This window comes from uncultured Lutibacter sp. (assembly GCF_947495725.1).
GTDB lineage: Bacteria > Bacteroidota > Bacteroidia > Flavobacteriales > Flavobacteriaceae > Lutibacter.
In genome coordinates this window covers 172,503-186,957 of the sequence record NZ_CANLZZ010000004.1, presented here as the reverse complement: position 1 = coordinate 186,957, position 14,455 = coordinate 172,503, and the positions used below count along the sequence as shown (strand labels likewise).

At 30.5% G+C, this 14,455-nt stretch carries 12 protein-coding genes; 9 read left to right on the top strand and 3 right to left on the bottom strand.

The window, feature by feature from the left end; translation table 11 throughout:
* The first annotated feature begins 107 nt into the window (after positions 1 to 107).
* From gldK to Q0776_RS10410, 5 genes are all read left to right on the top strand, one after another.
* Positions 108 to 1,469: a gliding motility lipoprotein GldK gene (gene gldK / locus Q0776_RS10430; protein WP_298367855.1), complete on the top strand. Its 1,362-nt coding sequence runs from the start codon at positions 108 to 110 to the stop codon at positions 1,467 to 1,469.
* 33 nt (positions 1,470 to 1,502) lie between these two features.
* Entirely contained in the window at positions 1,503 to 2,147 is a 645-nt protein-coding gene (gene gldL, locus Q0776_RS10425) for a gliding motility protein GldL (protein ID WP_298367853.1), read from the top strand.
* 47 nt (positions 2,148 to 2,194) lie between these two features.
* The gene (gene gldM / locus Q0776_RS10420; protein WP_298367850.1) at positions 2,195 to 3,730 is read left to right on the top strand and encodes a gliding motility protein GldM; all 1,536 of its coding nucleotides are present in this window, start codon (positions 2,195 to 2,197) and stop codon (positions 3,728 to 3,730) included.
* 10 nt (positions 3,731 to 3,740) lie between these two features.
* On the top strand, positions 3,741 to 4,646 hold the full coding sequence (gene gldN / locus Q0776_RS10415; RefSeq protein ID WP_366139213.1) for a gliding motility protein GldN: 906 nt from the start codon (positions 3,741 to 3,743) through the stop codon (positions 4,644 to 4,646).
* A gap of 74 nt (positions 4,647 to 4,720) precedes the next feature.
* Positions 4,721 to 5,758, top strand: a complete 1,038-nt coding sequence (locus Q0776_RS10410; RefSeq protein ID WP_298367846.1) for an FAD-binding oxidoreductase — start codon at positions 4,721 to 4,723, stop codon at positions 5,756 to 5,758.
* Here Q0776_RS10410 and Q0776_RS10405 read toward each other — a convergent pair.
* Positions 5,745 to 6,137 (bottom strand): DUF983 domain-containing protein, encoded by a 393-nt coding sequence (locus tag Q0776_RS10405; protein ID WP_298367844.1) that lies wholly within the window; start codon positions 6,135 to 6,137, stop codon positions 5,745 to 5,747. The genes Q0776_RS10410 and Q0776_RS10405 overlap by 14 nt on opposite strands.
* Before the next feature lie 128 nt (positions 6,138 to 6,265).
* On the opposite strand from Q0776_RS10405, the gene Q0776_RS10400 reads away from it, so the two are divergent.
* From Q0776_RS10400 to Q0776_RS10390, 3 genes are read left to right on the top strand one after another with little or no spacing between them, the layout of a single operon-like run.
* Complete coding sequence (locus tag Q0776_RS10400) at positions 6,266 to 8,185, top strand: ABC-F family ATP-binding cassette domain-containing protein (protein ID WP_298367842.1); 1,920 nt, start codon at positions 6,266 to 6,268, stop codon at positions 8,183 to 8,185.
* A complete protein-coding gene (locus Q0776_RS10395; RefSeq protein WP_298367840.1) occupies positions 8,176 to 9,108 on the top strand; it encodes a pyridoxal-phosphate dependent enzyme in 933 nt (310 codons plus the stop codon). Before Q0776_RS10400 ends, Q0776_RS10395 begins: the two co-directional genes overlap by 10 nt.
* Positions 9,109 to 9,115: 7 nt before the next feature.
* Positions 9,116 to 9,916, top strand: coding sequence for a glucosaminidase domain-containing protein (locus Q0776_RS10390; RefSeq protein ID WP_366139210.1), 801 nt, complete (start codon positions 9,116 to 9,118; stop codon positions 9,914 to 9,916).
* A gap of 158 nt (positions 9,917 to 10,074) precedes the next feature.
* Here Q0776_RS10390 and Q0776_RS10385 read toward each other — a convergent pair whose 3' ends face one another.
* On the bottom strand, positions 10,075 to 10,773 hold the full coding sequence (locus Q0776_RS10385) for a DUF4369 domain-containing protein (RefSeq protein WP_298367836.1): 699 nt from the start codon (positions 10,771 to 10,773) through the stop codon (positions 10,075 to 10,077).
* 54 nt (positions 10,774 to 10,827) lie between these two features.
* Positions 10,828 to 12,129, bottom strand: coding sequence for a DUF819 family protein (locus Q0776_RS10380; protein ID WP_298367834.1), 1,302 nt, complete (start codon positions 12,127 to 12,129; stop codon positions 10,828 to 10,830).
* A gap of 101 nt (positions 12,130 to 12,230) precedes the next feature.
* Between Q0776_RS10380 and Q0776_RS10375 the strand changes: the two genes are divergently transcribed.
* Positions 12,231 to 14,438, top strand: a complete 2,208-nt coding sequence (locus tag Q0776_RS10375) for a S46 family peptidase (RefSeq protein ID WP_298367832.1) — start codon at positions 12,231 to 12,233, stop codon at positions 14,436 to 14,438.
* Positions 14,439 to 14,455: the final 17 nt, after the last annotated feature.

The window sequence follows — 14,455 nt, the reverse complement described above, 5'->3', positions numbered from 1 at the left end:
TAAAAATATAATAAATAGCATTTTTTTAAGTTTAAACAGTTTGAACTTAATTATTGTATTTTAAAATAAATAGTAATACGTTTGTCATAACAGAACAAAAGATTAATATGAAGAGAGTATCATTGTATATTTTACTGGTTATTGGAGTGCTTAGCTGTGGATCTAATGAACAAGGTGAATTAGTTGGAGTAGGTTCTTCAAGTAATTGGCATTCTGAAAGACCATTAGGTATGACTTTTATCCCTGGAGGATCGTTTACAATGGGTAAACAAAGTGAAGATGTTGCCGGGTCACTTAATTCCCCAGCTAGAACTGTAACCGTGCGTCCCATTTATATGGACGAAACTGAAATAACGAATAGCGAGTATAAAGAGTTCGTCTATTGGGTAAGAGATTCTATAGTTAGAACCGAACTAGCACTTTATTCCGAATTAATGTCCTTCGATGGTGAGCCAGTATTAGAAGATTATCGTTTTTTAAATATAGACTCAACAGATATGTCTCCTTATCAAAAATATATGATGAAGACCTATGGAAGTTTGGGAGATCTCAATTCTCCAACGCAAGGAAAAATGTTAAATTGGGATGAAGATATTATTTGGAATGTGAATGAATTTCCAAGTGAAGAATATGCCGAGGTTATGATTGATTCTATTTTCACACCTATAGAAGATAGTTTTGAAGGAAGAAGAATAATAAATGTTGATAAGTTAAAATTTACATATTATTGGTTAGATCAAGAAGCGGCGGCAAGAGCAAAAGGAAGAAGAAGAGATTTTATTCAAAAAGAAGTTATAAAGGTATATCCCGATACTACTGTTTGGGTTAGAGATTTCAATTACTCGTATAATGATCCTATGCATCAAGATTATTTTTATCACCAAGCATTTAACGATTATCCAGTAGTTGGAGTTTCTTGGATTCAGGCTAAAGCATTTTGTAAATGGCGAACTAAAAAGAAAAATGATTTTTTAAGTTCAACAAGAAGGCCTACTCAAGTTCCTCAGTTTAGATTGGCTACAGAGGCAGAGTGGGAATATGCTGCAAGGGGAGGTTTAGAAAATGCAACATATCCTTGGGGAGGACCATATACTACTTCAGATAGAGGTTGTTTTTTAGCGAATTTTAAACCTAGCAGAGGTAATTATGCCGTTGACGGTGCGTTATATACGGTTGAAGCAAAATCTTATCCACCAAATGATTACGGCCTATATAATATGTCAGGAAATGTTGCGGAGTGGACTAATACGGCTTATAGTGAGGCGTCATATTACATAGGTTCAACAATGAATCCAAATGTAGAAATAGATAAAAATCATAGAAAAGTAATTCGAGGAGGATCTTGGAAAGATGTAGCTTACTTTTTAGAAGTGAGCACAAGAGATTATGAATATGCCGATTCAGCAAGAAGTTATATTGGCTTTAGAACAGTTCAAGATTACTTGGGTACAGAATTAAACAAAGAATAAATCAACTATATAACAAACATTAATATTTTTATTATGGCACAAAAAAATACTAAGAAATTATTTAATATGGCTTATGGCCTTGGGGCATCAATTGTAATTATTGGAGCTCTTTTTAAAATAATGCATTTTAAAATAGGACCTTTAACAGGAGGAGTAATGCTTACAATTGGTATGGCGGTGGAAGCACTTGTTTTCGCTATTTCGGCTTTTGAACCAGTTGACGAAGACTTGGATTGGTCATTAGTATATCCAGAATTAACAGGTGGTAAATTAAGAGACAAAGATAAAGCAGAAGCAAAAGAATCTCAAAGTATGTTATCTCAAAAATTAGATGATATGCTTAAAGAAGCGAAGTTAGACGCAGGTTTAATGGCGAGTTTAGGCGAAAGTATTAAAAACTTTAAAGGAGCTGCTGAAAACATTGCCCCAGCTGTAGATTCAATTGCTGCAACTAGTAAATATAGCGAGCAATTATCAATGGCAGCTGCTCAAATGGAATCATTAAATAGTTTATACAAAGTACAATTAGAAAGTACAGGAAGACAAACAGAAATTAATGAGCAAGTTGCTTTAAATGCAGGTAAACTTAAAGAACAAATGGAGTCATTAACTACCAATTTATCGTCTTTAAATGGAGTTTATGGTAATATGCTATCTGCTATGTCAAGTAAAAGTTAATTAGTTAGTTAACTAATAAATAATTATTAACAAAAAAACTAATTAATATGGCTTCAGGTAAATTATCACCAAGGCAAAAGATGATAAACTTAATGTATTTAGTTTTCATTGCAATGTTAGCAATGAATATGTCTAAAGAAGTTTTATCGGCTTTTGGTTTTATGAATGAAAAGTTGGTTGAAAATAACACAACTGCTACACAAAAAAATAACGAAACACTTGCTAATTTAGCAACCAAAGCTCAAGAACAGCCAGAAAAATATGGCGAATTGTCTAAGATAGCAAAGGAGGTAAGTCAACTTTCGAAAGATTTTAGTGATTATTTAGAATCTAAAAAAACACTGTTTTTAGCAGAGCAAAAAGATATAAAGGATTACGAAGCAATGGATAAAACTAACATTGTGGATGAACACTTTTTCGTAAGTGGAAAGTTTACTCCAAACGGACAAGAATTTTTAGATAAAATTTCTGGTTTTAGAGATGGAATAAAAGGTTTACTTGGTGAAAACAATCCTATAAGTGAAGTTGTAAATAAAAGATTTGATACATCAGACCAAAAAATTGAGGATGGAAAACAGCCATGGTTAAAAAACCGTTACGAGGGTTTTCCTTTAATTTCAACAATAACCAATTTAACATCCATGCAAATGGATATTAAAACTACAGAATCTGAAATTTATAGTAGTTTATTAGGTGGGCAATTAGAAAGTGATGTATCCTTAACAAATTATGAAGCCATTGTGGTTTCTGATAAAACGGCCTTTTTTCAAGGAGAAAAATTTACGGGTAAAATTTATTTAGGTAAAAAAGACCCAACTTTAAAAGCTGATGTTGTTGAAATAGGTGGAAGAGCATTACCAAAAGAAAGTATTCAGGCTGGACAAGTTTTATTAGATTTTCCAGCAGGAAATGTAGGTGAACATAATATTAAAGGTAAATTTGTTTTTACAGAAAACGGAGAACCTGTAGAAATTCCAATTTCTTCAAGTTATGCGGTTATTCCAAAACCAAATAGTGCGGTTATTTCAGCAGACAAAATGAATGTTGTATATAGGGGAGTGCCAAACCCTATGACTATTTCAATACCTGGAATACCGGATAATTTGGTACAAGCTAACGCAAGTGGTTTAAGAAAGGGAAGTGGATCAGGAAAGTATATTATGACTCCTTCATCAGGAAGAGAGGTTAAAATAACAGTTTCTGGAAAACTACCAAATGGACAAACAGTTAGTTCTTCTCAAAATTTTAGAATTAAAGATATACCTTCACCACAAGGTACTATAAGAAAACAAGGAGGGCATGTAAAAATGCCAAAAACAAGTTTAGGAAAAGCAACAGTTGGTGCAATGCTACCAGATTTTGATTTTGACTTAACTTTGAATACTACAGGTTTTACACTTAAAGTACCTGGACAAGGTGCTGTTGTAGTAAGAGGAAATAGAATGGATGCTGCGGCATCAAAAGCAATTGCAAAAGCTAAAAGAGGTGATGTTGTTACAATATTTGATATAAAATCCTCGTTAGTAGGAAATACATCTTATAAAATTAAGAATGCATCTCCGGTAAGTATTGAAATTCAATAAACAGTAATAAATGATGATTAAGAAAAATATTGGAATTTTTATTTTAGCACTAGTTGTGGTTCAAGCAACATTTGCTCAATCTGGTAATCCGTTGAACGCCAAAAGACCTTCTGATATTGGAAAGAAAACTATTGAGCAACAAGCAGCCGATAATGATAAACCTTTAGAGTATGGGTATGTAGATGATAGAGATATTTTATGGTCTAAAGTAGTTTGGGAATATATTGATTTGAATGAAAAAATCAATTTACCGTTATATTATCCAGTTGATACAACTACTGTTTCGGGAAATAGAAGATCTTTATTTGATACGCTGTTAAAAGGAATTAAGAATGATGAAATAACTGAAGTTTATGACGATTCCTACTTTACGGCTAAAATGACCAAAGCAGAAATAAACAGAAAGTTGTTTAGAGTTGATACCACTGACGCTGGTTTTGATGAAATGAATGCCGGGGCCACGAATATTGATGAATATGTAGATAAGATAAATTTAACTTCACAAGATATTGAAGGATTTAAAATTAAAGGTCTTTGGTATTTTGATAAAAGACAAGGTGAGTTAAAATATAGATTATTAGCACTTGCTCCTATTGCTCCAGATGTTCAAACAATGGGAAGAGAAGATATTGATATTACTGAGCAATTACCATTGTTTTGGGTTTGGTTTCCAGATGCAAGAAATCTATTACACAAAATGAAAGTTTTCAACCCTAAAAATTCAGCCTTTCCTATTTCATTTGATCACGTTTTAAATGCAAGAAGATTTAGCTCAATTATTATTAGAGAAGAAAATATTTATGGAGATCGTGACGTTTCAGAATATGTAAAAGGAAACTCATTGTTTCAGGTGTTAGAATCAAATAAAATTAAAGATCAAATTAGAAATAAAGAACTGGATATGTGGAATTACTAAATTCGGTTAAATATTATTATAAAAAAACTCTTGCCAAAGCAAGAGTTTTTTGTTTTAATAAGTAATTTTGAAATATGAAAATAGATTATATTATTGTTGGATTAGGCTTAGCAGGACTTTCATTTTCTAGAGAATTAGAAAAAAATGGAAAATCATATATTGTTTATGAAGATAATTCACAAAACTCATCTATTGTTGCAGGAGGAATGTATAATCCAGTAATTTTAAAAAGATTTACACCTGTTTGGAATGCAATTGAACAGCTAAATTTAGCTTTGCCTTTTTATAAAGATTTAGAAAAAAAATTCAATAAAAAGTATGATTATTCTGTTGATATTTATCGAATATTTAAAACTATAGAAGAACAAAATAATTGGTTTATAGCAAGTGATAAACCTAGGCTTTCAAATTATATGGTTTCTGAAATTTTACATGAAAAGTATGAAGGTATACAATCGAATTTTGGATTTGGGAAATTAATAAATACCGGCAGAATTGATACAAAATCTTTGATAAATGATTATAGAAATTATTTATTAACCATGGGATTGCTTAAAAATGAAAGCTTTAATTATGAAAAATTGAAGCTAGATCAATCTAATTGCACATATGAAGAATTCCAAGCAACAAAAGTTGTATTTTGCGAAGGTTTTGGCTTAAGTACCAATCCATTCTTTAATTATTTACCAATGAAGGAGGCTAAAGGTGAATTATTAGTAATACATGCACCTAAGTTAAAAGTGGATTTCTTAATTAAAGCGGCTGTGTTTGTTATGCCTTTAGGAAATAATTATTATAAAGTGGGTGCTACTTTTAATTGGAAAGATAAATCTAAAAATCCGACACAAGAAGGTAAAAACGAGTTAATAAGTAAGTTAGAATCTTTTTTAACGGTTCCTTATAAAATTGTAGAACATGTTGCAGGTATAAGACCAACTATAAAAGATAGAAGACCTTTATTAGGAAAGCATCCAAAACACAACAATTTAGCTGTCTTTAACGGATTGGGCACTCGAGGTGTAATGATTGCTCCATTAGCTGCTAAAACACTTTACAACCATTTAGAAAAGGGTGTAGAGCTAGATAATGATTTTACAATTAATCGTTTTTAGAATCTTTTAGCTTTGGATTATATTTAACAAATATATTTATCCAAATAATTCTTGAAAAACGAAGTGTTATTGGAGATGTTAAAATTAGGACTACTACTATTGGTATAAAACACTGTAATAAGTTTAGTTTAAAAATAAGGTTAGAAATTATAAACGTGGCTACTGAAATTCCTACTGATAAGGCATAGGTAATATACATAGCGCCGTAATAAAACGAAGGTTCCATCATGTATTTTAAGTTGCAATTTGAACAACTTTCCTTCATTTTATTAATGTTTTTAAAGCTAAAAATATTATTTCCTTCCATAAAACTTCCTTTATGGCATCTAGGACATTTATTAAATAATACACTATATAATTTTGTTCCTTTTTTAATCATTGTTGATTGATTGCGAGTTAATAAGTTAAATTATTAATATGAACTTTAATTGAGTACCAAACATTTTTATAGTAAGTTTGTACGATTTTTGAAATAAAGACAAATTTACATTTAATTATAAAATATAAATGCTTAACGTACATAATTTATCGGTTTCTTTTGCCGGTTCTGATTTATTTTCAGAGATAACTTTTAAGTTAAATAAAGGAGATAGAATTGGTTTAATAGGAAAAAATGGAGCAGGAAAATCTACACTCTTAAAAGTAATTTCAAAAGATATTGAAAGTTCATCTGGAACAATGGCCTTTGATAAAGATGTGCGTATTGGATTTTTACGTCAAGATATTGATTTTGTTGAAGGAAGAACTATTTTAGAAGAAGCATATGAAGCTTTTGAAGAAATAAAGAAACTAGAATTAAAGCTAGAAGAAGTAAATCTTGAATTGGCAGAAAGAACCGATTATGAAAGTGAATATTATCATGATTTAATGGTTAATCTTAATGATTATACCCATAGATACGAATTGCTTGGAGGTTATAATTATCAAGGAAACACAGAAAAAATATTACAAGGTTTAGGATTTCAAAGAGAAGATTTTGATAAACTAACAGATACTTTTTCCGGAGGTTGGCGAATGAGAATTGAGTTAGCAAAATTATTACTTCAAGATAATGATATTTTATTATTAGATGAGCCAACAAATCACTTAGATATTGAATCAATTGTTTGGCTAGAAAATTTCTTAAAAAATTATTCTGGCGCAATTGTGCTTGTTTCGCACGATAAAATGTTTTTAGACAATGTTACAAATAGAACCATTGAAATATCTTTGGGTAAAATTTACGATTACAAAAAACCATACTCTCAGTTTTTACTTTTAAGAGGAGAAATAAAGGAAAAACAGCTACAAGCTCAAAAAAATCAGGAGAAAGAGATTAAAGCTACCCAATTGTTAATTGATAAGTTTAGAGCAAAAGCCAACAAAGCAACTATGGCTCAATCTTTAATTAAAAAGTTAGATAAAGTAGAACGAATTGAAGTAGATAATGACGATAATGCTGTTATGAATATTCGTTTTCAAGTTTCAAAAGATCCTGGTAAAATTGTGGTTGAAGCTGAAAATTTATCAAAAAGTTATGGCGACAAGCATGTTTTGGAAAATGTAGATTTACTTATTGAAAGAAATAGTAAAATTGCTTTTGTAGGTCAAAACGGACAAGGAAAATCTACGTTAGCAAAAATATTAGTTGGAGAAATTCCTCACGGAGGTCATTTAAAATTGGGGCATAATGTGCAAATTGGTTATTTTGCTCAAAATCAATCGGAATATTTAGAGCCGGAGAAAACAGTTTTAGAAATAATGGAAGATGCTGCAACTGACGGCAACCGAGCTAGAGTTAGAGATATGTTGGGTTCCTTTTTATTTGGAGGAGATGCAGTTGATAAAAAAGCTAAAATGCTTTCTGGAGGAGAAAGAAATAGGCTAGCACTTTGTAAATTGTTGTTGTTGCCTTTCAATGTTTTAATTATGGATGAGCCAACTAACCATTTAGATATAGCTTCCAAGAATGTGTTAAAACAAGCACTTAGTAAATTTGATGGAACGCTTATTTTAGTATCGCATGATAGAGATTTTTTACAAGGTTTAGCTACAACGGTTTATGGATTTAAGGATAAAGTTATTAAAGAATACTTAGGTGATATTGATTTTTTCTTAGAACAACATCAAATTGAAAACTTACGTGAAGCTGAAAAAAGAACTGTAGTAAACAAAACTGTTGATGTATCTAAAAAGAAAAAAAATCAATTATCTCGAGAAGAAGAAAAGGAGTTGAAAAGAATGAAAAATCAATTATCGAAACTTGAATCGCAAATTGATGAATGTGAAAAGAAAATATTAGAAATGGATGCAGCATTGGCTCAGGACTATGAAGCTACTTCAGCTAATACAGATTTCTTTAAAAACTATGAGGAAGCTAAGCTAAAGGCAGAAAGATTAATGGAAGAATGGGAGGCTTTAGAAGAAAAAATTGAAGCGTGCTCTTAAAAAATAAACATAGCAGAACTCAAAAAATTACTTTTTCTGAAATTGAAGGAAAAGAAGTAGAACTATTTATTAAAAGAGAAGATGAACTTCACCATTTTATTTCAGGTAATAAATATCGAAAATTAAAATATAATTTAGAAAAGGCCAAGGAATTAAACCATCATACATTTTTAACTTTTGGAGGTGCCTACTCCAATCATATTGCTGCAGCAGCTGCTGCTGGTTTTGAATTTGGTTTTAAAACTATTGGTGTAATTAGGGGAGATGAACTTGCAAATAATTTACAGGAAGTTATTGAAAATAACCAAACGTTAAAATTTGCTTCTGATTATAAAATGCAATTTGAATTTGTTTCTAGAAGTGAGTACAGAAATAAAAATTCAGAAGGTTTTATTCAATTTTTAAAAGAGAAATATGGGGAGTTTTATTTGGTTCCGGAAGGTGGAACCAACGAACTGGCGGTAAAAGGCTGCGAAGAAATTTTAACCGAAGAAGATTCAAAATATGACATAGTTTGTTCTGCTATTGGAACGGGTGGAACTATTTCGGGATTGATAAATTCTTTAAAACCTCATCAAAAAGTAATAGGTTTTCCAGCTTTAAAAGGAAATTTTCTTCATAATGAAATTAAAAAATACATACTAACGGACAATAATTGGAGTTTAAATACAGAGTATCATTTTGGAGGTTATGGTAAAGTGACAGACGAATTAATTAAATTTATTAATAAATTTAAAAAAGAAACAGGTATTCCGTTGGACCCAATTTATACTGGAAAAATGATGTTTGGAATTGTTGATTTGATTAAAAAAGATTATTTTTCGGAAAAGACAAAAATAGTAGCGATTCATACGGGAGGTTTACAAGGAATTGAAGGGATGAATACTTTTTTGAATAGAAAAAATAGATGTGTTATTGAATAAAATGAAAATGAAATATTTTATATATAGTATAATTTTGGTAGGATTATTAGCAAGTTGTAAATCTAAAAAAAAGATAGCTCAAAAATCCAACAAGGCTCAACAAGAAATTGTAGCTAAACGCAGTTCTAATAAATCAAAAGTTGTAACAGCTAAAAAAGTTACAAAAACCACTACACCAATTCAAAATAAAACCCTTGAGTATATACAACTGTACAATGAAACGGCAAAGGAGAAAATGCGCACGTACAAAATTCCTGCTAGTATAACATTGGCTCAAGGTATTTTAGAATCGGGAAGCGGTTACAGTCAGTTAACTCAAAAATCGAACAATCATTTTGGAATAAAATGCCACAAAGGTTGGAATGGAGGTAAGGTTTACCATGATGATGATGAGAAAGGAGAATGCTTTAGAAAATATAAGGACCCAGCAAAATCTTTTGAAGATCATTCTTTGTTTTTAGTAGGTAGATCTAGATATGCAAAACTATTTAAATTAAAACAAGGTGATTATGTTGGTTGGGCAAAAGGTTTGAGCGCTGCAGGTTACGCTACAGATAGAAGATATCCAGCTAAATTAATTGCTTTAATTGAAAAGTATAATTTAGATAAATACGATACAGAGGTTTTAGGAAAACCTTTTAAAAGAAATATTGATCCTTCAAATAATATTTCAAATTACACGGTAAATAAAGGGGATACTTTATATTCTATATCAAGATCCTATGGATTAACAGTTGATGAATTAAAGCAACTTAATGATTTGAAATCGAATGACTTAGCAATAGGTCAAGTTTTAATTGTAAAATAAGAAAAGCAGAGATTACTTATTTAACCTAAAGTTATAAGGAAATTAAACAATTTTGTTTTCCTATTTTTTTGAGAATAAATGATAGTATAATTTTCTAAAAAAAGCTCCAAATAAAATATAATTATTTGGAGCTTTTTAATGTTGATTTTCAACGAAATTTATTTTTCTTTATCTTTTATTTGAGTAACAAATCTATCCAGTTCAGCTCCGTATTTTGATGCCTTAATTTTTTTAGTTAATGAATTATTAACTGTATCTAATAGCTTAATATTTGCATAGTATAACTCGGTTAAAGCAATATAAGGTGCAACTTCTTTATTTTTATGTTGAATAGCAAAGTTGGTAGTGTAGTAATATTTTCTTTTAATAAGGTTGCTTTCTTTTTTTTGAATTTCTAAAAAAGCCTCTTGGTCATCTTCTTTTTGAGCTTCAAATCGATCTTTAATAAAATCTAATTCAGCACCGTTAAATTTAACCATCATTGCTTCGTACTCATTTAAGATATCCTGGTTTTTTGAACCAGAAATTTTAGCAGAAGTAGCAAACTTTTCCAATTTGGAATTTATTGTGATTTCACCTTTTTCACCAAAGAAGGTTATTTTTTCGTCTTCAATATTATTTAACATTAAAAAGTATATTTCAGGACTTTCAACATTATCGGAAAGTATAAAATTACTTTCACCGTTAACGCTAACAGAATCTACAGATACTAATAAAGTGTCAACATATTTTTGTAAATAAAGTGTTCCTTTTTTCAATCCATCAATATTTCCATTTACTTTCATATTTCCGGATTTATTATTACCGCATGAAGCTAAAATGGTTACTATAATTAAGAGGCCAACTATTTTTTTCATTAAATTAAATTTATACAGACAAATATCTAATTTTTATTTGAATAAAAACAATAATTAAGGTGCTACTATTCGCATTAATTCAGTAGTAAGCATAGCACCGTAAGTTCCAACAACGTAACCAAATACAGCTAATAAAACACCAACGGTAGCTAATGAAGGGTGAAATGCCGCAGCTACAACAGGAGCAGAGGCTGCACCTCCAACGTTGGCTTGGCTTCCAACAGCAAGAAAAAAGTAAGGAGCTCTAATAATTTTTGCAACAATAATTAATAGAACAGCATGTATGGTCATCCAAACAAGTCCAATAAATATTAGTCCTGGGTTTTCAAATATTTTACCCAAATCCATTTTCATACCAATAGTTGCAACTAAAATATAAATAAAAACACTTCCTATTTTACTCGCTCCGGCCCCTTCGTAATTTTTTAACCTAGTAAAGGAAGCTATAATTCCTAAAATTGTAGCAATACTAATCATCCAAAAAAATTGAGAACCAAATGAAGATAAAGCTGAACTTTTATCACTAACCGCTTCAAAGTTTTCTTTTAAAAACATAGATATTGTATTGGCTCCAAAATGTGAAAAACTAACAATTGTAAATGCAATGGATAAAATAATTATTAAATCAGAGAGTGATGGATTTCTTGAAATTTTTGAAGCATATGTAGAAACTTTTTCTTTTAACTCTTCAATAGCTGAAGTATCTGATTTTAGCCATTTATCAATTTTTTCAGATTTTCCAATCCCAATTAAAACAATTGCCATCCATAAATTTGCTACAACTATATCAACTAATACCATTCCACCATATTTTTTTGGATTGTATTCATATATTTCTAGCATTGCAGCTTGGTTAGCTCCTCCACCAATCCAACTTCCAGCTAAAGTGGCTAAACCTCTCCAAACAGCATCTGGTCCAACACCACCAACTGTTTCAGGCGAAAAAGTAGATATTAATAGAATTGCTATGGGACCTCCAATTATAATTCCAATGGTACCTGTAATAAACATAATTAAAGCTTTTGGACCTAAATTAAAAACTGCTTTTAAATCAATACTTAAAGTCATCAAAACCAATGCCGCAGGTAGTAAAAACCTACTTGCTACGTAGTATAGTTGGGAACTATGTTTGGTAACCATTCCAACCTCATTTACACTTTCCCATTCAGGAGCAATAATTTTTGCTGAAGTAAATAGTGCGGGCAGTAAATAAGCCATTAAAAGAGCTGGAACATATTTGTAAAATTTAACCCATCCTTTTGTTTTACTTGTTGAAGTATAAAAAACAAAGCCAAGCGTAAGCATTAATATTCCAAAACTTATTGTGTCTTGTGTAAAAAATGGTGTAGTATCCATATATTTTTTTTGAATTTCGGCTAATTTAATATTTTTTATTTTGTTATTCGTAATTTAAGATTGATGGGTTTCTTATATTTGTTGCATTAAATTTTAATGAAATGAAATATATAATACCTTATTTATTTGTTGCTTTACTAATAGTTTCATGCAAAACTATTAAAGAAACAACTGAAACGCAGCACAATACAATTTCAAAAACGGTTGATACACGAGAAATTCAAGGAGGAATGTGGATCCCTTCATTGCTTGAAGGTGTTAATGAAGTTGAAATGCAGCAGTTAGGAAGTAAAATGACTGCCAAGGATATTTATGATGTTAATAACTCTAGTTTAAAAGATGCCATTGTTCATTTTAATGGAGGTTGTACTTCTGAAATTATATCCCCAAATGGATTGTTACTTACCAATCATCATTGTGGATACGGAGCTATTCAATCGCATTCTTCAGTTGAACATGATTATTTGCAAAATGGTTTTTGGGCTATGAGTTACGACCAAGAATTAGCAAATCCAGGTATGACAGTAACTTTTATAAAAAGAATTGACGATGTTACTGCTGAGGTTTTTGCAGGTGTTACAAGTGATTTAGATGAAGCTTCAAAATTAAAGAAGATAAATCAAAATATTTTAAAAGTTGTAAAATCGGCAAATAAAGAAACTTGGCAAGATGCAAATGTTAAGGCAATGTATAAAGGAAACCAATACATGTTATTTATAACCGAAGAATATAAGGATATTCGTTTGGTTGGTGCACCTCCAACATCTATTGGTAAATTTGGGTCAGATACTGATAACTGGATGTGGCCTCGTCATACTGGAGATTTTTCTATGTTCCGTATTTATGCTGATGCTAATAATCGTCCTGCAGAATATTCTAAAGAAAATGTACCATACAAGCCAAATCATTATTTGCCAATTTCATTGGATGGGGTTGAAGAAAATGATTTTACATTAGTTTTCGGTTTTCCTGGAACTACTAATGAATATTTACCGGCCGTTGGTATTGATCAAACGGTAAATGTGTTAAACCCTGCTAAAATTGAAGTTAGAGAAAATGCGTTAAAGATTGTTGACGGTTTTATGCGCTCAGATGCCGAAATTAAAATAAAATACGCATCTAAATATGCTTCAATTGCTAATTATTGGAAAAAATGGATTGGTGAAAATCAAGGAATTGAAAAATCAAAAGCTATTGAAAAAAAGAGAGCTTTGGAAGCCGAATTTTCAAAAATTGTAAAAGAAAAAGATTTAGTAGGTTATTCAACTTTATTGTCTGATTTCGAAAATTTATATAAAGAAATTGAAAGTGTTTCTTTGGCTCGTGATTATTGGATTGAAGTGGCTTACCGAAATGTAGAATTATTAGGAATTACCTTTAGAGGATATCAATTAGAGCAAGCTTTTTTAAGAGGAGGAGAAGAAGCTTTTAATAGTGCAAGAACTACAATTTTAAGCAGATTGAATGGGACTTTTAAAAATTATAGCGCAAAAGTAGATAAACCAGTTTTCGCTAAATTAGCGAGTCTTTATGCAGAAAAAGCGCCAAGTGATTATGTTCCTTTAAATATGAAAAATGTTAATTTTAATGAGCTAGCAAATCGTATTTATTCAAGGTCAAAGTTAACTTCTTTAGAAAGTGCAACCGAATTACTTGCTGGTTCCGCCACAGAAGTTATTGAAAAATTGAATAATGATGAAGCTTATAAATTTGGAAAAGAATTACATACTATTTTTTATAATAAAATAGAGCCTAAATTTCAGCAATTGAATATGCAATTAGAAGCGGTTCAAAAAAAGTATATGAAAGGTTTAATGGAGGTTTTTCCTAATAAACGCTTTTTTCCAGACGCCAACAGTACACTTCGTGTAACTTACGGTCAGGTTAAAGGTTACGAACCAAAAGATGGAGTTTATTTTAATACCACAACCTATTTAGAGGGTGTAATGGAAAAATATATTCCTGGAGATTATGAGTTTGATGTTCCTCAAAAATTACAAGAATTATACAAAAACAAAGATTACGGACAATATGCCGAAAACGGTAAAATTCCGGTTTGTTTTATTGGAACTAATCATACTACTGGAGGAAACTCGGGAAGTCCAGCAATTGATGCCGAAGGAAATCTTATAGGTTTAAATTTTGACAGAGTATGGGAAGGAACAATGAGTGATATGAATTACGATCCAGATATTTGTAGAAATATTATGGTTGATGTTCGTTATGTATTATTTATAGTAGATAAATATGCAGGAGCAAAAAATTTAATTAAAGAAATGACTTTAGTTCATCCTAAAAAAAATAAATAAATACAATTATATAAAAG

Bases quoted from the DNA above. Each gene is read 5' to 3' on its own strand.
- Q0776_RS10375 (WP_298367832.1), top strand. From the start codon at position 12,231: ATGAAATATATAATACCTTATTTATTTGTTGCTTTACTAATAGTTTCA.
- Q0776_RS10400 (WP_298367842.1), top strand. From the start codon at position 6,266: ATGCTTAACGTACATAATTTATCGGTTTCTTTTGCCGGTTCTGATTTA.
- gldN (WP_366139213.1), top strand. From the start codon at position 3,741: ATGATGATTAAGAAAAATATTGGAATTTTTATTTTAGCACTAGTTGTG.
- Q0776_RS10405 (WP_298367844.1), bottom strand. From the start codon at position 6,137: ATGATTAAAAAAGGAACAAAATTATATAGTGTATTATTTAATAAATGT.
- Q0776_RS10380 (WP_298367834.1), bottom strand. From the start codon at position 12,129: ATGGATACTACACCATTTTTTACACAAGACACAATAAGTTTTGGAATA.
- gldL (WP_298367853.1), top strand. From the start codon at position 1,503: ATGGCACAAAAAAATACTAAGAAATTATTTAATATGGCTTATGGCCTT.
- Q0776_RS10390 (WP_366139210.1), top strand. From the start codon at position 9,116: ATGAAATATTTTATATATAGTATAATTTTGGTAGGATTATTAGCAAGT.
- Q0776_RS10410 (WP_298367846.1), top strand. From the start codon at position 4,721: ATGAAAATAGATTATATTATTGTTGGATTAGGCTTAGCAGGACTTTCA.
- gldM (WP_298367850.1), top strand. From the start codon at position 2,195: ATGGCTTCAGGTAAATTATCACCAAGGCAAAAGATGATAAACTTAATG.
- gldK (WP_298367855.1), top strand. From the start codon at position 108: ATGAAGAGAGTATCATTGTATATTTTACTGGTTATTGGAGTGCTTAGC.
- Q0776_RS10385 (WP_298367836.1), bottom strand. From the start codon at position 10,773: ATGAAAAAAATAGTTGGCCTCTTAATTATAGTAACCATTTTAGCTTCA.